Source organism: Amycolatopsis lexingtonensis (assembly GCF_014873755.1).
GTDB lineage: Bacteria > Actinomycetota > Actinomycetes > Mycobacteriales > Pseudonocardiaceae > Amycolatopsis > Amycolatopsis lexingtonensis.
Genome location: NZ_JADBEG010000001.1, coordinates 2,443,005 through 2,459,727, shown reverse-complemented (window position 1 = coordinate 2,459,727; position 16,723 = coordinate 2,443,005). Strand labels below are relative to the sequence as shown.

Here is a 16,723-nt window from a genome sequence, read left to right as displayed (position 1 = left end):
GCGGTCACGGCCGGACGTTCGCCGCGACGCTGTCGAAGTCCGCCGGGAGCAGCGTGAACAGCCGGCGCACCGCGCGCGACCCCCCGGCGTCGACGCTCAGGTGCGCGCCGGCCGCGTCGGCGAGCAGCTGGGCCCGCAGCAGCGAGTTCAGGCCGGCGACGGAGAAGAACGTGACGGCGGAGAGGTCGATGACGACCTCCTCGACCCGGTCGTGGATGCGCGACTGGAGGACTTCGTCCAGTCTGCGCGCGGTGCTGAGGTCGACCTCGCCGGAGACCTCGACGAGCACCGTGCGGGCGCCGGGGTGGCGCAGGTGCAGGGACATGTGGCCGCCGGCGGCGATGAGCTCGTGGTCGGCCGAGCGGGGCTGGGGAACCATCGCGGTACACCCTTTCCTCGGGCAGCGGGGCGAACCGGACTTCCGGTACGGGTGCCAGGGAAAGGCAGCCTGCCGGCGCGCGGCGCGGAGCGTCCGGTGGCGGCTGACGGCTCAACCGTGAGCCTTCAGCATAGTGCAGATGCACTAGACGAGCCATCGGGCCCGGCCCGGTGGGGGAGGGTGTGGCCGTAGTCTGACGCGGAGTAACCAGGAGGTCGCATGCCCACCACGGTCGTCAACCTGAAGGGACACCGGGACGATCCGGACTACGCCGACGTCGTCTACGTCGGGCGCGCGATGCACCGCGGCGGCTGGCACCTCGAGGGCTCGAAGCTCGCCAGCCCCTTCCGGCCCGGCCCCGACGGCTCGCGCGAGGAAGTCGTCGCCAAGTACCGCGAGCACCTGCTGTCGCGGCCGGATCTGCTCGCCCTGCTGCCCGCCCTCCGCGGTCGCCGCCTCGGCTGCTGGTGCGTTCCCGAGCCGTGTCACGCCCAGGTCATCGCCGAACTCGCAGATCACGGGCGGTAACGAAACGCACCCCCTCCGCGAGTAACCTGACACGAGGGGGTGATCCATGGTGTCCGCGCGGCGGCACGGCGGCTTCAACGAGGCCGAACTGCCCGAGACGCACCGGATCAGGTGGTGGCTGGCGGCCGGGGTGGCGGGGCTCGTCGCCGCCGGGTTCGCCGTCGTCCCGTACCTGCCGTTCTTCCAGAACCTGCCCTTCATCCGGGACCCGAAGGTCGCCAGCGTCATCACCTGGACCGTCCTGCAGACCTCCGTCGTCCTCGTCTCCGTCGTCCTGACGCTGTACTCCGTCGGCAAAGCGCGGCTCGAAGCCGCCGCCTACCGGGCCAACCAGATCGACATCCGGCTGTTCGCCGACGAACGGCCGGAAGGCAGCCACGACCGCGAGATCGACTCCGCCGTCGAACTGACCGCGACCTTCAAGCGGTTCCTCAACGAGTCCCGCCTCTACACGCCGACCCCGGTGCCCGGCGTCGGCAGCTCGTACGACTTCATCCAGATCGTCGAGCACGCCGGCGATTCCGCCGACGGCTGGTGGAAAGCCGCGACCAAGCTGATCCGCCTCGCGCAGCCGCCCGCCGCGTTCACCGTCAGCGGCACCATCCGGCCGGGCAACACGACCGGCCGCTACCAGCTCATCCTCGAACTCGTCCGCGTCCCGCGCTTCGCCGCCAGCCCGCTCGTCATCGAGGACGAGAACTGGGCGCGCGTGCTGCACCGCGCGGCGAACGCCGTGGCCGCGCTGGTGATCCCGCGCAGCGCGTACGTCCGCACGAACATCCACTGGGCCGCCTGGCGCGACGCCAAGATCCCGTACGAACTGTTCGACGCCTACCAGCGCGCCAACCACTTCATCACCTACCGCCGCTACGACGAAGCACTGGCCGAGTACTACCGGGCGCTCAGCCTCGACCCGGCCAACGTCTACATCCGGCTCGAGATCGCGGCGCTCCAGGAACAGCTCGACCTCCACCTCGACGCGCTCGCCACCTACGACGACGTGATCACCGTCTGCAGCCGGGGCCACCCCACCCTCGCCCGGTGGTGGATCGGACCCGATTTCGCGCGCCAGTCCCGCCGCGACGCGCGCTGGCGCGACGTCGCCCTGCTGATCGCCCGCTACCGGCACGCGCTCGTGCTCGGCCACGGCGACTCCGTGGCCGGGTCCTGGTGGGTCCGGCGCACCACCGCGGGCGCCCCGGGCGACGCGCGGGCGCGGCGCCGCGCCGAGCTGCGGGCCGCGATCGAGCTGCGCTTCCGCCGGTACGTCGACCTCGACGTGCGGACGCAGCGGTACCCGACCCCGCGCGAGAAGCGGCTGGCGCTGCACCGGCGCGTGCTGCGCGTGCCGGTCGAGGAACTCCTCGTCCAGGAGGCGACGCCGGCGCAGCTGGCCGAGTACAACCAGCGCGCCGCGGAGATGCGCTCGTACTTCGCCGCGCTGTCGCAGTACGAGATCGAGCGGCTCATCGAGGACTACCGCCGGTTCGGCAGGCGCTGGCGCCGCAGCTGGCAGCAGCTGACCAACCGCGCGCTCGACCTGTCCCTGGTCTGGGCGGTGCTGCGGCGCGCGATGGCGGATGTCGAGCCGGTCACCGGAGCCGTCCCCGAACCGCTGCCCGCCTACCCGGCCAGCCGCGAACGACTGGCCGACGTCTGCCCGGACCGGCGGTGGCCGCCGGACCCGCGGGCGCTCGACGACACCGTCGAAGCCGCCGGGCCGCGTAGTTCGTGGGAAGAGTGCTACAACGCGGCGAGCGTGTACGCCGTCGCGATGCTCGAAGTCGGCCCCCGCGGCGAACGCGACCTGCGCGACCGCGCCCGGAATCCGCGCCTGGAAGGCGAAGCGCGCGACGAAGTGGCCCGCCGCGCGGTCCGCGAGCTCTACCACGCGGCGACGATCAGCCACAGTGGACGGCTGCCCGAGCGCCGTTCGTGGGTGATGGGGGAGGACCCCGACCTCGCGGCGCTGCGCGGCCACGAGCTGTTCCGCGTCTTCGAGATGGTCACCTTCTCCCCGGACCGCGCCGCGCCGCTGCGGCCGCAGCGCGCGCACGTGTGGGAGCAGGTCAGCTACGTCCGCCAGCTCGTCGCCGAGATCGCCGGCTGCCGGGCGCACTTCTGGCGCACCCGGCCCGTGGACCCGGGGCCGGACAGCCGGACCGTCGACCGCTGGCGCGCCGCCGACCGCGACGCCTGGCGGAAGCTGACCGCGCTGGCCACCGGAAAACAGGATTGGTACACGCGCTACCAGGCGATCTGCGCGTTCCGCGAGTGGTCGGCGGAATCCGGCTATCCCGGGTCGATCTCGGGTTTCCCGCTCTACAGCGAGGAAAGCCTGCACGCCCAGCTGCGCGGCGCGGCGGGACGGCGCGGGAAGACCGGCCTCGACCCGAACGTCGTCGTCCGCGAGTACGTGCGGCTGTGCGACCAGCGGCTCGACCAGCTGGTCGCCGACATCGCGGAACTCGAGCACACGCTGGTCGCCGAGGACGACCACGCGGCGCGCACCCAGCTGTGGGCGGCGCTGTGCTCGTGGTTCGACGACGACATCGCCGACGGCTCGTCCGCCGGCGAGCGGCGCGAACGGTTCCGCAAGCTGGCCCGGCCCTAGGACGGCCGCGTGTAGCGGTGCTTCACCCCGGCCGGGAAGTACTCGGGATCGCCGGCCGGGCGCAGGACGACGTCGGGCAGCTGCCGGTCCGCCGGGACGTAGTGGGCGAACTCGCTGTTGAGCCGCACCAGCTGCGCGCGCACGGACTCCGCGATCCGCCCGGCGTCGGCGCTCGCGCCCGGCGCGGTCTCGACGGTGATCCGCAGCCGCCGGTCGCGGTCGGCGTCCTCGACCGACTCGATGACGAACTTCCCGGTCACGGTGTCGCTGATGCCGGGCTGCTCCAGCCCGACGGTGACGTTCTCCGGGTAGACGTTCGCGCCGAAGAACGAAACCGTGAACAGCGACCGGCCGAACACGTACACGAACGGCAGCTCCGGCCCGGGCGGTGGCGTGAAGCCGTGCCGGGCGCAGTAGGCGAGCAGCTCGGCGTGCGGCAGGACGCCGCCGTCGTCGGCGATGTGGTAGCGGATCAGCGGGATCCCGCCGTCTGCGGTGAACACGAGCGTGCCGTCGTGCACCTCGAAGAAGCGGCTCGCCGGGTCGTACTGCACGAGGGTCGGGAGCCGGGCGTCGCCGAAGACCTCGCGGGCGAGGTCCGGGTGGTCGGCGAAGAACCGCCGGATGCCCACGGACACCGGGGTTTCGGTGCCGAGCACGCCCGCGTCCGCCGTGCCGTAGAGCGACGCGATGTCGGTGACGGGATCGGCGACCCCGGCGCGCCCGGCGACGAGGTCGCGCCACTGCTCGCTGAAGACCTCGCCGGCGAGGACGAGCTTGAATAGCGTACGCGGGCCAGTCGATGCCTTCGGCGAGCCCGGTGTCGACGACGTCCTTGACGAACGGCGGGTAGCCGAGCAGCACGACCTGCTCGAAGTGCGGCGCGAGTTCGGGGAGCACGCGCAGGATCTCGGCCTTGTTGTTGCCCGGCGCCACGACGGTGATCGGGCAGCCCTTGGCGGCGAGGTGCCGCACGCACGCGGTGGTGAAGAGCCCGCCGACCCAGGTCCCGAGCGGAAAGCAGACGACGGCGAGGGTGCTCTTGCGGTCGGCGTGGAAGCCGCCGACCAGCACCTGCTCGAACCGCCGGGCGACGTGCAGCTCGTCCTCGAGCGCCCGCGGCCAGATGGTCGGGCGGCCGCTGGAGCCGGAGGAGACGGCGATCATGTCGAGCTCGTCGAAGGTGCCGCCGCGGCACAACTCGGGCAGCGGGTACTTCCGGTGGTAGCTCGCCTTGTCCACGAGGGGCAGCTTGCGGAAGTCTTCGATGGTGGTGACACCCTCGGGAACGATCCCGTGCGCGTCGAGGAACTTCCGGTACGCGGGCACAGTTTCCGCGGTCCGGCGGAAGAGGTCGAGGACGTGGCTCTCGGAGGCCGGTTCCGGGGGAGCGAAGAAGGTGTCGAACGCCTGCCGCACGCGGGTCTGCCGACCGAGGTCCATGATCGGAGCATAGCGGCCGGCGCGTGTCATGATGGGCGCGTGAGCACCTCCGCGGAGCAGCACCCCGCCGGCGCGCCGTTGACCCTCTACCTGGTCAAACGGCTCGAGCTGGTGATCAGGGCCCTGCTCGACGACGCGCTGCGCCCGCTGGGCCTCACGACGCTGCAGTACACCGCGCTGACGGTGCTGCAGGCGAGCGGCCCCCTGTCGTCCGCGCAGCTGGCCCGCCGCTCGTTCCTCCGGCCGCAGACGATGCACGAGATGGTGCTGGCGCTGGAGAACCGCGGCCTGATCGCGCGCACCCCGAAGGCGGGCAACAAGCGCGTGCTGCTGGCGGGCCTGACCGACGCCGGCCAAGCGTTGCTGGCCGACTGCGCACCCGCCGTGGGCAAGGTGGAGCACGCCCTGCTGGCCGACCTCAGCCCCGGCCAGCGCGCGACGTTCCGCGAGGGCCTCCAGCACGGGGTGACCGCACTGGGAGCGCTGTCAGAGCTGCGTCGTTCTCAGGAAGCCTGATCACCGGACGACGCAGGCTTTTAGGGGCGACTGGACGATCCGCGTCCGCCGAGTGGAGTCTTTACTCAGGCTTGCTGACACTTAGGGGTTAGTCCGGACGAGTGGAAGCGACGAGTGGCGCGTAGCACGGGTGTGGGGCCGGGCGTTGGAGGGTACGTCCCCTTGTCCAGCGCATCCGCACCTGGAGGTTCGCCGACGTGACCCGGGCTAGCGACGTGGCAGCCAGCTGGGCCGCCACGCGCCGGCTACTGGTAGTGGCCGCCACAGCAGCGGGCTTGTGGCTGGCACTGTGGCTGACGTCCGGCGACGCCGACGCGGCGACTTCTGGGGCGCCGGACGATTCTGGCGGCTTGGGTGCGATCGCGCGGGTGGTGGATTCGGTCGAGCGCCAGCTTCCCATTGCGGCCACGAGTTCTGGCCCGGCGGTGCGTTCGGTCAGCCCTGCGGCGCCGCCCGTGGCTGGGATTGCTGCTGGGCGGGTGGTGCGTGCGGCCGGGCTTGCGCGGCCGCTGGAGACGGGGGTCGCCGCTGCGGGTGTGGGTTCGGCTGACCCAGCGGCGCGAGTGGTGGCTTCGGCCGGGCGCTCGGGGACCGAGATTCCTGCTGTGGATGTGAGTCCGGCGGTCGCGCCAGTTGCGCGAGTGGTGGGTTCGGTCGGGCGTGCGGTGCCGACGGTTGCTGCTGAGGGCGTGGGTTCGGCTGGGCGCCCGGTGGTCGAGGTTCCCGTTGCGGGCACGAGGCCTGGACCGGCGGTGCGATCGGTTGGGCCCGCGGTGCCGTCGGTGGCTGGGGTTGCTGCTGGGCCGGTGATGCGTTCGGCCAGGTCCGCGCTGCCGCCGGAGACCGGGGTCGCTGCGGGTGCGGGTTCGGCTGGCTCGGCTGCGCGGATGGTGCGTTCGGGCGAGCCGGCTGCGCCGCCGGTGACTGGGGTTGCCGCCGCGCGTGTGCGTTCGGCCGGGGCTGTGGTGTCGCGGGTTGCCGCGGGCGTAGGGGCGGCGGGGCCGGCGGTCGAGCCGATGGCGCGAATCGTGCGTTCACCCGAGCCCGCGGTGCCGCAGGTGCCCGAAATTGTCGCGGCGGGCGTGAGTTCAGCGGACAAGACGCTCGCGCCGGTGGTGCGTTCGGCGGGATCGGAGGTCGAGCCGGCCGCGCAGGCCGCGCACTTGGTCGGGCCGGTAGCAGATGCCGTGGTTTCGCCGGTAGTGCGCCCGATCGCGCGTGCTGCCAAGACCCTTGCGCCGGTGGTCGAGCCGGTAGCCACGGTCGTGCGTTCGGCCGAGCCGGCGGCCAAGACGGTCGCTGTCGTGGTGGCGCCGGTCGCCGAGATCGCCGGTCCGGTGGTCGACTCGGTTTCGCGTGCTGCCAAGCCGGTGACCAGCGCCGTTGTCGCGCCCATTTCGGGGGCCGTGCTCGAGCCGGTCGCGGATGTCGTGCAGGCGGTGGCGAAGCCGGTCACCGCCACGGCTGCCGCGGTGGCGGGACCCGTGGTCCAGGCGGTCGAGCCGGTCCTGGCGCCATTGACCGGTGCGGTCGCCGGCGTGGTGCGGCCGGTGGTGGCTGCCGTCGAGCCGGTGCTGTCGCCCGTCACCGCGACGGCCGGAAGTGTCTTGGCGCCGGTGACCGATCTCGTGCGTGCGGTGGCGAAGCCGGTCGTCGGCACCGCCGCCGGGGTGATCGAGCCCGTCGTACGGACGGTCGAGCCGGTTCTCCCTCCTGCCACCGATGGCAGCGAACTCCTCCCCAGGCCCGCCGGTCATATCGTCGAGCTGCCGCAGGTGAAATCGTCGCTGCCGTCGCGGAAAGCTCTTCCCTCCGTGCCCGTGAACGCAACCACGCCGGGTGCCGGTTGTCCGTCCGAAGTGGACGTTCGGCGAGCGGCGCACAACGCGCATCAGGCAAGTCCGGCGCACCAAGCGGATCCGACGTCCCAAGCCCGCCGTGGGCCCGCCAAGACCCCGCCGGTGCCGGCCGCGCCCGCGGTGCCAGCACCGTCCGATCTCGGCGGTGGGTCCGGCAACACCATTCCGCCCGCGTTCCTGGCCGCCGAGCACGGGACTCGCGACCTGCGGCCCGGCACGTGGCCTTCCGAGGACTTCGTGCCGCTCTTCCGTCCTTGCGAACCGGGTACCGGTCCCGGCTAGACCCGTCCCGATCTTCCGCTCCGTCGTGTGCTCCCGCGGCGTGTTCCGCGCTGCCCGCGACCAGAACTCGAACCGATCAACCACGCGTGGAAGAGGGACGTAATGGAAGCGAACGTGTTCGACCTCGGGAAAGTGCGAAGAGACGCGGTGGTCACCGTCCGCCTGGACGCGATGGCCAACGTCAGGCTCCTGACGGAGGTCAACTTCCAGGCATACCGGCGCCGGCAGTACTACCGGATGCACGGCGGGGTGGCCACCGCACCGATGTTCAAGATCCACATCCCGGCCAACGCGCACTGGTTCCTCGTGCTCGACGTCGAGGGGCTGGAAAACCTGCCCCTCCGCCCCCGGGTGAGCGTCGAGCCGGAACCGGCCGCGGCGGCCAGGGGACGCACCGGTCGGCGGTGATCTTGTCCCTCCGCGGCCTTCGGGCCGCGGAGGGACACAGGTGTGGCCGCCCGGCGACGGGGTAACCCGCCTTCGATGCAGACCTTCCTGCCCTGCGCCGACTTCACGGCCAGCGCCCGCACACTCGACCGGCGCCGGCTCGGCAAACAGCGCGTCGAGGCCCTTCAGGTGCTGCGCGCGCTCGTCGTGCCGGGCTACGGCTGGCGTCACCATCCCGCGGCGAAGATGTGGACCGGCTACGAGGAGGCCCTGACCCGCTACGGCTTCGAGGTCTGCGCGGTGTGGTGCGCTCTGGGGGCGGCCGACACGTGCGCGGTGAAGCTGGCCGACGAGTACCGGCAGTCGCTCGGCGGTGCGGTGGTTCGGACGCAGGCCGAGTTGGCGGTTGCCGATGAGCTGCCGCCGTGGCTGGGTGATGAAGCTGTGCACTGCAGTCACCAGTCTGCTCTGGTGCGGAAGGACCCCGATCATTACCGTGCGCGGTTCCCGGACGTGGCGCCGGACTTGCCGTACGTGTGGCCGCCGTCGGACCGCCCCTCGCGCACGGCTTGAGACCACGCTGCCGGCTTGCGGTTGGCAGCGCCCGAAGCCTGCCTGCGCCGAGCGGCCAGCGAGCGAGGCCAACCTGCGACTGACGCGGTTCGAGAGCAGTGCTCTCCGCGACAGGATTCGTGCAAGAGCGGTGCTCTCGGCGGTTGGCGTGACCCGAGAGCGGTGCTCTCCACGGCTGGCGCGGCTCGAGAGCGGTGCTCTCCGTGACCGGCAAGCTCAGCGAGCAGTGCTGCCTGTGGCCGGCCTGGCCGGAGATCGGCACGCCTGACGGCGGTGCTCTTCAGGTCTTGCAGAGGGCAGAGAGTAGTGCTCTTCGCGAGGGGTGTGGTCCGAGAGCGGCGCTCTCCGTGATTGGCGTGCTCGGCCAGCAGTGCTACCCGTGGCCGGCCTGAACCGAGAACCGCTCGCCTGCCAGTGGTGTTCTCCGGGGCCCGGCGCGGAATAAGAGCAGCGCTCTCCGCTATCAAAGCCGAGTGAGAGCGGTGCTCTCCACAACCAAAGCTGTCTGAGGGAAGTGCTCTCCGCGGCAGGATTCGCTCGAGAGCAGTGCTCTCGGCGGTTGGCGTCGCCCGAGAGCGGTGCTCTCCGGAGGTAACGCTCGCTGGGAGCGGTGTTCTCTGCGAACGACGCCGACCGAGGGCGGTGCTCCCCGCAAGTAACGGCGACTGAGAGCGGTGCTCTCTGCAGGCAAAGGTGACTGAGAGCGGTGCTCTTTGTGGCCGAAGCTGGCCGAGAGCGGCGCCTTCGAAGTCGATCTCGCCTGAGGGCGGTGCTCTCTGTGGTTAGTGCTGGCCGAGAGCAGCGCTCTCCGTAGTGGAAGTTGTTCGAGAGCAGTGCTCTCCGTGGCCAATGTTGCCCGAGAGTGGTGCTCTCGGGCGCTGGCGCGGCCCAAGTGCAGAACTCCGGAGACCAGCCCGGGGTCATTGCGGCCCCATCCGGGCCCGCACCGCTCGAATTGGCACCGGACCTGCGGCCCCAGTGGTCCACCGCCCCCACTGCGGCCGACCTTCGGCGGATTTACAACGTTGTATCAACGATGTAAAAGTTGGTCCGCGCTGTTCGCACGCCGTCGAAGGGGTCACCGATGTCCTCGCCTGCACGTGCTCACCTCACCCGTCGCGACCTGATCCGGCTCGCCGGGGGAACGGCCGCCGCCGTGGCGGCCGCGCTCTGGTTGCCTGGGATGGCCGCCGCCGCTGGGAGCTTCAGCCCGATTCGGCCGCCCGCCACTCCGCTCATCGTCCGGTCGCCCTACCTCTCCACCTGGCAGCCCGCCGACAACCTCGCCGGCACCTGGTCGAGCTTCTGGACCGGCCACATCACCGCCCTGTGCGGCCTCGCCCGCATCGACGGCGCCGCCTACGTCTTCGCCGGCTCGCCCGCCCTGCCGTCCGGGCCCGCGCTCACCCCGATGACGCAGGTCAGCCTGCGGGTCACCGGCACCCGCTCGACGTACGTCCTCGCCGGCGGGGGCGTGAACCTCACCGTCACCTTCTTCTCGCCGGTCGACCCGGCGAACCTGCAGCGCCAGTGCGTGCCCTTCGGCTACGTGACCATCCAGGCCACCGCCGTCGACGGGCGGGCGCACGCCGTCGACCTGCACTTCGACACCTCCGCCGAGTGGGTGCACGGCGACACCTCGACCCCGGTCACCTGGACGCAGCAGCAGTCCGGCGGCTACACGCTGCTCAGCTGCACCCCGGCGACCCCGGGCGTCCTCCAGGAGAACGGCGACCAGGCCAGCTGGGGCCGGCTCGTGCTCGCCGCACCGACGTCGGGGACCAGCTGGCAGATCGGGCAGGACACCGTCGTGCGCGCCGCCTCGGCGGGGCAGGGCGTCCTGGACAACACCAGCGACACCGCCCAGCCTCGCGCGATCAGCGACCGCTGGCCGGTCCTCGCGTTCAACAAGAACCTCGGCACGATCCCGGCCGGCGGCTCCTCGACCCCATTCACGCTCTCGATCGGGCACGTCCGCACGCCCGCCGTCCGGTACCTCGGCACCGCGCTCAACCCCTGGTGGACGCACTACTGGGGCAGCTGGCCGGACATGGCCGTCTGGTTCGGCAACGACTACGCGAGCGCGCTGGCCGCCGCGACCGCGATCGACCAGCGGCTGCACGACGACGCCGTCGCCGCGGCGGGTGGCGGGAGCACCGGTGAGCACTACGCCGGGATCTGCGCGCTGGCGCTGCGGCAAGCCTTCGGCGGCACCGAACTGGTCGACCGCGGTGGCGCGCCGTGGGGCTTCCTGAAGGAGATCTCCTCCAACGGCAACATGTCCACAGTGGACGTCACGTACCCGGCTTTCCCGGCCTACCTCTACCTTTCCCCGGCGTACCTGCGGCTGATCCTGGAACCGCTGCTCGACTACGCCGAGCGCGGCGGCTGGCCGATGCAGTTCGCCGAGCACGACCTCGGCACCCACTACCCGGACGCGACCGGGCACAACGACGGCAACGAGGAGAGCATGCCGGTCGAGGAGTCGGCCAACATGCTGATCATGGCGGCCGCGCTCGTGCAGCGGCTCCCGTCGGCCGACGCCGTCGCCTTCGCGAACACCCACTACCGGATCCTGCGGCAGTGGGCCGAGTACCTGATCGGCAACACCCTGGACCCCGGCTTCCAGAACCAGACCGACGACTTCACCGGGTTCATCGCGCACAGCGCCAACCTCGCGCTCAAGGGCATCATCGGCGTCGGCGCGATGGGCGTCATCGCGGCCGCGGCCGGCAACACCGCCGATGTCCAGCGGTACCGCTCGACGTCGCGGAGCTACATCAGCCAGTGGGTGACGCTCGCCGAGGACGGCCAGCACCTCAAGCTCGCCTACGACCAGCCCGGCACGTGGAGCTTGAAGTACAACGGCTTCGCCGACCGCGTGCTCGGCCTCGACCTCGTCCCGCTCGGCGTCGCGGCGCAGGAAGCCGCCTGGTATCAGGGCCGCGCGGGCGCCCACGGCGTCCTGCTGGACCCGCGCAACAACTACACGAAGGCCGACTGGGAACTGTGGACCGCGGCCTGGCTGACCGACCAGCCGAACATCCGGAACACGCTGGTCGAAGGCGTCTACAGCTACGCGAACACCACGCCGCAGCGGGTGCCGTTCAGTGACTGGTACGTCGTCGCCGACGCCACCCAGCGCGGCTTCCAGGCCCGCCCGGTCGCCGGCGGCTACCTGGCCCTGCTGACGCGCCCGGCGGCGTCGACCACGGTCTGGCGGAAGCTGCAGAACCAGCGGTCGGGCAAGGTGCTCGCCGTGTCGAACATGTCGCTGGCCGACACCGCCGAAGTCACGCAGTGGACGGACAACGGCACCGCCGACCACCTCTGGGCCGTGGTCGACAACGGCGACGGCACGGTCAGGATCGTCAACCGCAACAGCGGCAAGGTGCTCGCGGTGCACGACCAGAGCCTCGACGACGGCGCCCACGTCCAGCAGTTCCAGGACAACGGCACCCCGGACCACGACTGGCGGATCGTCGACGCCGGCGGCGGGTGGTCGAAGCTCGTCAACGTCCGCAGCGGCAAGGTCATGGCGGTCGACCAGCAGTCCACGGCGGACGGCGCCCAGGTGACCCAGTGGGCCGACAACGGGACTCCGGACCACCTGTGGCGGTTCGTCTGACGCCGTTTGCGACACTGGCGCCGTGTGCGCCGACCCCATCCGCCGGTTCCTGGCCGAGCAGGACCCGCCGACCCCGTGCCTGGTCGTCGACACCGACGTCGTCGCCGCCCGGGCGCGGGAGGTCCGCTCGGCCTTCCCCGGCGCGCTGATCCGGTACGCGGTCAAGGCCAACCCGGCGCCGCCGGTGCTCGACGCGCTGGTGGCGGCCGGGATCGGCTTCGACGTGGCCGGTCCCGGCGAGCTGGCGCTGTGCCTGGAGCGCGGCGCCGTCCCGGCGGACATCGCCTACGGCAACCCGATCAAGAAGCCGCGCGACATCGCGTTCGCCTTCGAACGCGGGGTCCGGGAGTTCACTTCGGACGCGGCGGACGACGTCGACCACCTGGGACGGCACGCGCCCGGCTCGGCCGTGTCGATCCGCGTCGTGCTCGACGGGCCCGACTCGGTGACGCCGTTCGGCCGGAAGTTCGGCTGCGAGCCGGCCGAGGCCCTGGACCTGGTGCTGCGTGCCGCCGCGCTCGGGCTCCGGCCCGGTATCGCGTTCCACGTCGGTTCGCAGCAGCCGGCCGTCGCCGCGTGGGAGATCGGCATCGCCACGGCGGCGAAGCTGTTCGCCGAGGCCACGGCACAGGGCGTCGCGATGACGCGGCTGAACCTCGGCGGCGGGTTCGCGACCGCGCACCGGGCCGGCGTGCCGTCGCTGGACGCGTACGCGGCGACGATCGCGTCGGCCCTCGAGTCGCACTTCCCCGGGGAGCGGCCCGAGCTGCTGCTGGAGCCGGGCCGGGTGCTCGTCGCGGACGCGGGCCTGCTGCGGACCGAGGTCGTGCTCGTCGCGCACCGGGGCGGGCGGCGCTGGGTGTACCTCGACATCGGCCGCTACAACGGCCTCGCCGAGGCCGAGAACGAGGCGATCGCCTACCGGTTCGAGCCGGTGGACCCGCCCGGCGGCCCGAGCGGCCCGGTGGTGCTCGCCGGGCCGACCTGCGACGGCGACGACGTGCTCTACCAGCGGACGCCCTACGAACTGCCGCTGCGACTGCGGACCGGAGACCGGCTCGAGCTGCCGGGCACCGGGGCCTACACCGCGAGCTACGCGTCGGTCGGCTTCAACGGGATCGAGCCGCTGCGCACGTACTGCATCGGGAGGTGGGGGGATGCCTGAGGTCGGCCGGTTCACCGGGCGGCACGTCCTGGCCGAGCTGCACGGCGTCGACCCGGGCCTGCTCGACGACCCCGCGCGGCTGGGGGAGCTGCTGCGGGCGGCGGTGACCGGGGCGGGCGCGACGGTCGTCGACATCGTGGCCAAGCGGTTCGCGCCGCAGGGTGCCACGGTGATCGCGCTGCTCGCCGAGTCGCACGCGTCCGTGCACACCTACCCCGAGCACGGCTCGCTCTTCGCGGACGTGTTCACCTGCGGCGAGCGCGCCGACCCCGAGCACGCGCTGCGGTTGCTGGCGAAGTCGCTGGACGCCGCTTCGGTCCACCTGTCCGTCCTGCGCCGCGGAGAACGCTGATGCCCCAGATCCACGAACCGGTCGGCCCCGGCCTCACCCGCGTGTGGGAGGTCGGTGACGTCGTGTTCGACGCGCGCACGCCGTACCAGCACGTGCTGATCGGCAAGACCGCGCAAGGGGTTTCGCTGTTTTGCGACGGCGAGCGCCAGAGCACCGAGGCGAGCCAGCTCGTCTACCACGAGGCCCTGATGGTGCCCGCGCTGCTGCTGGCCGAGCAGGTGCGGCGCGTGCTGATCATCGGGTCGAGCGAGGGTGTCGCCTCGCAGCTGGCGGTCGGCGCCGGCGCTTCGCTGGTCGAGCACGTCGACATCGACGAGCAGGCGGTGCGGGCGTGCGCCGAGCACCTGCCCTACGGCTACACCTCCGCGGACCTCGCGCGCGGCGACGGCCCGATCCGGGTGTCCTTCGAGGACGGCTGGGCCTTCCTGGCCGCGGCCGAAGCCCGGGGCGACACCTACGACGTGGTCGTGATCGACCTGCCGGACGAGAACGACGACCCGGACGCGCAGCACAACCGCTTGTACGGCAAGGACTTCCTCGACCGCTGCGTGCGGGTGCTGGCGCCGGGCGGGGTGGTGACCTGCCAGGCGGGCTGCCCGACGTTGTGGCGCAACGAAACACTGCGGGCCTCGTGGCGCCGGTTCCGCGAGGTGTTCGGCACGGTGCTGTACTTCGGGTCCGACGAGCACGAGTGGGCGTTCCTGTCCGGCCGCGTGGACCGCGTCGACGACCCGGCCGCGCTGGTGGCCCGGCGGTTCGCGGAGCGGGGGAGCGAGGCGGCGACCCTGGACGCCGAAGCCCTCCTCGGCGGCGCCACCCCGCCGTATTCGCTCCGGCACGGCAGTGGTCCGGACCAGTCCTGACCTTCGATTATCCGAATATCCATCGCTTTTGAACGTGAAATTGCGGGAAATGGATTTCCCGTACTCTTCGCGGTCGTGTTACTCCGTTCAGTGGCCGTCGAAATGGTGGTGATCGCGCTACGATCTGCTCCGCGCGCGATCATCATGATCACCAGGCACCGTGGCCCGTTTGGAGGAGCGTCATGCTCGTTGTGTCGGTCGTCGCCGGAATGATTCTGTCCGCTCTCGCCGCCCCCGTCGAATCCCCGGCCACCTCGGTTCCGGCCGAAAAGATCACGCTCGACATCAAGACCATCAACGGCTCCGGCTGCCCGGCCGGCACCGCCACGGCATCCGCGGACGTCGCGTCCGACAACACGTCCTTCACGGTGCACTACACGAACTTCACCGCCAAGGCCGGTGGTGGCGCACCGGCGCTGGAGGGCCGGAAGAACTGTCAGATCAACGTGCTCGTCCATGTCCCGCAAGGATTCACGTACGCGATCGCCGAAGCCGACTACCGCGGCTACGCGCACATCGAGAGCGGCGCGAGCGCGCTCGAGCAGGCCAACTACTACTTCACGGGGACAGCGCCGACCGCGCGGGTGCGCCACACCTTCCCCGGCCCGTTCCACGGCGTGTGGCGGGCCTCGGACGTGACCGAGGTCGAGGAGCTGGTGTTCGCCCCGTGCGGGGAGAGCCGGAACCTGAACATCAACGCGGAACTGCGCGCCGACGCGGGTACCTCCACCGGTGGTTCTTTCATCGAAATGGATTCCGAGCACGCGAGTGTGGACACCATTTACCACTTCGCGTGGAAAACCTGCTGAATTCCGGGGTCATCGCCGGAAATGCGGACCGCTCACCGGCACCCGGCCGGTGAGCGATCCGCCCGCCTGTTCACCCGGACTCAGCCCGGCCAGGCGATCGCGTCGAGGAACTCGTCGATCGCGGTGACCACGCGCCCGAGCACGGCCACCGTCTCGCTGACCGGCCCGGGCACCTGCATGCCGTGGTCGGCGTCCGGGATCTCCAGCAGGTACGGCGACAGCCGGCGAGCCTCGGCGCCGTCCCACATCGCGTCGCCCGTGCCGCCCACCAGCAGCGACGGCGCGGTGGCCCGCGCCAACGCGGCGACCACCCACGGCACGGTGAGAATCGGCGTCAGCCACACCGCAGGCAGGCTCCGCTCGGCGGCCAGCGAGGCGGCGTTCGTGCCGAGGGACTTCCCGATCAGCAGCGGGCTCCCGCCGAGGCGGTCGAGCAGGGGCCTGATCTCGTCGCACACCCAGCTTTCGATCCGCGGCTCGGACGGTCGCGGCGGCGGCTGCGACCACCCATGCCGGTGCACGGTCACGCCGCGCCGCTCCGCCACCACCCCGGCATACATCAGCAGTCCCGCCGCGGGCCCGAACGCACCACCGGGAATCACGACGGCGTCAGGCATGCCGCCGGGCTAGACGTGCGTGACGAGCAGGGTCACGCCCGCTTCGCCGCCGCAGTCCACGAAGACCGGGCCCACCCCGTTGCCGATGGTCTGGACCAGGTTCGCCTTGGCCACGAAGTGGTCCGGGCCGGCCGACAGGATCCGGATGTTCTCCAGTGCCGGGTGCTCGGGGAAGCCGCCGAGCACGGATTTCAGGCCGGTGCCGCCACCGCAATTGCCGGTGATCGTCACTTCCTGGCCGCGTTGGGTCGTCGGGTTGGGGCTCACCTGCACGGTGGCCCGTGCCCCCTTCGGGAGCTGGTTCGCGTTCGTCATCGTCCCCTCCGTGCCGCCCGGCTGCGCGGTCGCGCCACCGGCCATTCCGATGCTCACCGCCGTGACCAGGCCGGCCGCGAGGGCCACGCCGAGCACCGCGCGGGTGGTTTTCGGGTTGCTGCGCATGGATTTCTCCTCCCTTGAACCCGGTCTCGGTCCGCCGGATCCGATCAGTCAGTCGCCGGGGGACGGGCCCAGGGTTCTCGAGGGAGGATAGTGAGACGTGGATCACATCGAGTGAGTCAGCGTGCGACGGGAGGTCGTTCGGTCTTCGCGGTGGGCACCAGCCGGCATCGTCGTTCGAACCGCTCCATCAGGACGGTAGCGATCAGGACGGCCACTGGGGTGCTCACCGCGATCCACATGCCAGAAGAGCTACCCAGGCCCGCGAAC

At 71.5% G+C, this 16,723-nt stretch carries 16 protein-coding genes; 12 read left to right on the top strand and 4 right to left on the bottom strand.

Annotated elements, in window-relative coordinates:
- Window positions 1-4: 4 nt before the first annotated feature.
- Window positions 5-379: an STAS domain-containing protein gene (locus H4696_RS11395; protein ID WP_086859269.1), complete on the bottom strand. Its 375-nt coding sequence runs from the start codon at window positions 377-379 to the stop codon at window positions 5-7.
- A gap of 219 nt (window positions 380-598) precedes the next feature.
- Here H4696_RS11395 and H4696_RS11390 point away from each other — a divergent pair, with 219 nt between their 5' ends.
- Entirely contained in the window at window positions 599-907 is a 309-nt protein-coding gene (locus H4696_RS11390; RefSeq protein ID WP_086859268.1) for a DUF4326 domain-containing protein, read from the top strand.
- Window positions 908-953: 46 nt separating this feature from the next.
- Window positions 954-3,521, top strand: coding sequence for a hypothetical protein (locus H4696_RS11385; protein ID WP_086859266.1), 2,568 nt, complete (start codon window positions 954-956; stop codon window positions 3,519-3,521).
- Here H4696_RS11385 and H4696_RS49940 read toward each other — a convergent pair.
- Window positions 3,518-4,180: a phenylacetate--CoA ligase family protein gene (locus H4696_RS49940; protein WP_225955650.1), complete on the bottom strand. Its 663-nt coding sequence runs from the start codon at window positions 4,178-4,180 to the stop codon at window positions 3,518-3,520. The two genes, H4696_RS11385 and H4696_RS49940, sit on opposite strands and share 4 nt — an antisense overlap.
- A gap of 257 nt (window positions 4,181-4,437) precedes the next feature.
- Here H4696_RS49940 and H4696_RS49935 point away from each other — a divergent pair, with 257 nt between their 5' ends.
- From H4696_RS49935 to H4696_RS11335, 10 genes are all read left to right on the top strand, one after another.
- Window positions 4,438-4,749: a hypothetical protein gene (locus H4696_RS49935; protein WP_225955649.1), complete on the top strand. Its 312-nt coding sequence runs from the start codon at window positions 4,438-4,440 to the stop codon at window positions 4,747-4,749.
- Window positions 4,750-5,003: 254 nt separating this feature from the next.
- Window positions 5,004-5,480, top strand: coding sequence for a MarR family winged helix-turn-helix transcriptional regulator (locus H4696_RS11375; RefSeq protein ID WP_086859264.1), 477 nt, complete (start codon window positions 5,004-5,006; stop codon window positions 5,478-5,480).
- Between the two features lie 1,016 nt (window positions 5,481-6,496).
- On the top strand, window positions 6,497-7,621 hold the full coding sequence (locus tag H4696_RS11370) for a hypothetical protein (protein ID WP_143265021.1): 1,125 nt from the start codon (window positions 6,497-6,499) through the stop codon (window positions 7,619-7,621).
- Window positions 7,622-7,723: 102 nt separating this feature from the next.
- A complete protein-coding gene (locus tag H4696_RS11365; RefSeq protein WP_086858244.1) occupies window positions 7,724-8,029 on the top strand; it encodes a DUF1883 domain-containing protein in 306 nt (101 codons plus the stop codon).
- 75 nt (window positions 8,030-8,104) lie between these two features.
- Window positions 8,105-8,581 carry an MSMEG_6728 family protein gene (locus H4696_RS11360; protein ID WP_143265020.1) on the top strand — a complete coding sequence of 159 codons (477 nt, stop codon included), beginning with the start codon at window positions 8,105-8,107 and terminating at the stop codon, window positions 8,579-8,581.
- 1,084 nt (window positions 8,582-9,665) lie between these two features.
- Window positions 9,666-12,209: a glutaminase domain-containing protein gene (locus H4696_RS11355; RefSeq protein WP_086858242.1), complete on the top strand. Its 2,544-nt coding sequence runs from the start codon at window positions 9,666-9,668 to the stop codon at window positions 12,207-12,209.
- Window positions 12,210-12,231: 22 nt separating this feature from the next.
- On the top strand, window positions 12,232-13,374 hold the full coding sequence (locus H4696_RS11350; RefSeq protein ID WP_086858241.1) for a type III PLP-dependent enzyme: 1,143 nt from the start codon (window positions 12,232-12,234) through the stop codon (window positions 13,372-13,374).
- Window positions 13,367-13,726 carry an adenosylmethionine decarboxylase gene (gene speD, locus H4696_RS11345; protein WP_086858240.1) on the top strand — a complete coding sequence of 120 codons (360 nt, stop codon included), beginning with the start codon at window positions 13,367-13,369 and terminating at the stop codon, window positions 13,724-13,726. The genes H4696_RS11350 and speD overlap by 8 nt, the downstream gene beginning before the upstream one ends.
- Window positions 13,726-14,589, top strand: coding sequence for a spermidine synthase (locus H4696_RS11340; RefSeq protein ID WP_086858239.1), 864 nt, complete (start codon window positions 13,726-13,728; stop codon window positions 14,587-14,589). Before speD ends, H4696_RS11340 begins: the two co-directional genes overlap by 1 nt.
- A gap of 182 nt (window positions 14,590-14,771) precedes the next feature.
- On the top strand, window positions 14,772-15,398 hold the full coding sequence (locus tag H4696_RS11335) for a DUF4360 domain-containing protein (RefSeq protein ID WP_086858238.1): 627 nt from the start codon (window positions 14,772-14,774) through the stop codon (window positions 15,396-15,398).
- Between the two features lie 80 nt (window positions 15,399-15,478).
- On the opposite strand, the gene H4696_RS11330 is transcribed toward H4696_RS11335, so the two are convergent.
- Both H4696_RS11330 and H4696_RS11325 read right to left on the bottom strand, forming a co-directional pair.
- Window positions 15,479-16,015, bottom strand: a complete 537-nt coding sequence (locus H4696_RS11330; protein ID WP_086858237.1) for an alpha/beta fold hydrolase — start codon at window positions 16,013-16,015, stop codon at window positions 15,479-15,481.
- Window positions 16,016-16,024: 9 nt separating this feature from the next.
- Window positions 16,025-16,456 (bottom strand): hypothetical protein, encoded by a 432-nt coding sequence (locus H4696_RS11325; protein WP_086858236.1) that lies wholly within the window; start codon window positions 16,454-16,456, stop codon window positions 16,025-16,027.
- Window positions 16,457-16,723 lie beyond the last annotated feature (267 nt).

Coding starts and splice junctions, on each gene's coding strand:
- H4696_RS11395 (WP_086859269.1), bottom strand. CDS start 379: ATGGTTCCCCAGCCCCGCTCGGCCGACCACGAGCTCATCGCCGCCGGC.
- H4696_RS11390 (WP_086859268.1), top strand. CDS start 599: ATGCCCACCACGGTCGTCAACCTGAAGGGACACCGGGACGATCCGGAC.
- H4696_RS11385 (WP_086859266.1), top strand. CDS start 954: ATGGTGTCCGCGCGGCGGCACGGCGGCTTCAACGAGGCCGAACTGCCC.
- H4696_RS11370 (WP_143265021.1), top strand. CDS start 6,497: ATGGCGCGAATCGTGCGTTCACCCGAGCCCGCGGTGCCGCAGGTGCCC.
- H4696_RS11365 (WP_086858244.1), top strand. CDS start 7,724: ATGGAAGCGAACGTGTTCGACCTCGGGAAAGTGCGAAGAGACGCGGTG.
- H4696_RS11360 (WP_143265020.1), top strand. CDS start 8,105: ATGCAGACCTTCCTGCCCTGCGCCGACTTCACGGCCAGCGCCCGCACA.
- H4696_RS11355 (WP_086858242.1), top strand. CDS start 9,666: ATGTCCTCGCCTGCACGTGCTCACCTCACCCGTCGCGACCTGATCCGG.
- speD (WP_086858240.1), top strand. CDS start 13,367: ATGCCTGAGGTCGGCCGGTTCACCGGGCGGCACGTCCTGGCCGAGCTG.
- H4696_RS11340 (WP_086858239.1), top strand. CDS start 13,726: ATGCCCCAGATCCACGAACCGGTCGGCCCCGGCCTCACCCGCGTGTGG.
- H4696_RS11335 (WP_086858238.1), top strand. CDS start 14,772: ATGCTCGTTGTGTCGGTCGTCGCCGGAATGATTCTGTCCGCTCTCGCC.
- H4696_RS11330 (WP_086858237.1), bottom strand. CDS start 16,015: ATGCCTGACGCCGTCGTGATTCCCGGTGGTGCGTTCGGGCCCGCGGCG.
- H4696_RS11325 (WP_086858236.1), bottom strand. CDS start 16,456: ATGCGCAGCAACCCGAAAACCACCCGCGCGGTGCTCGGCGTGGCCCTC.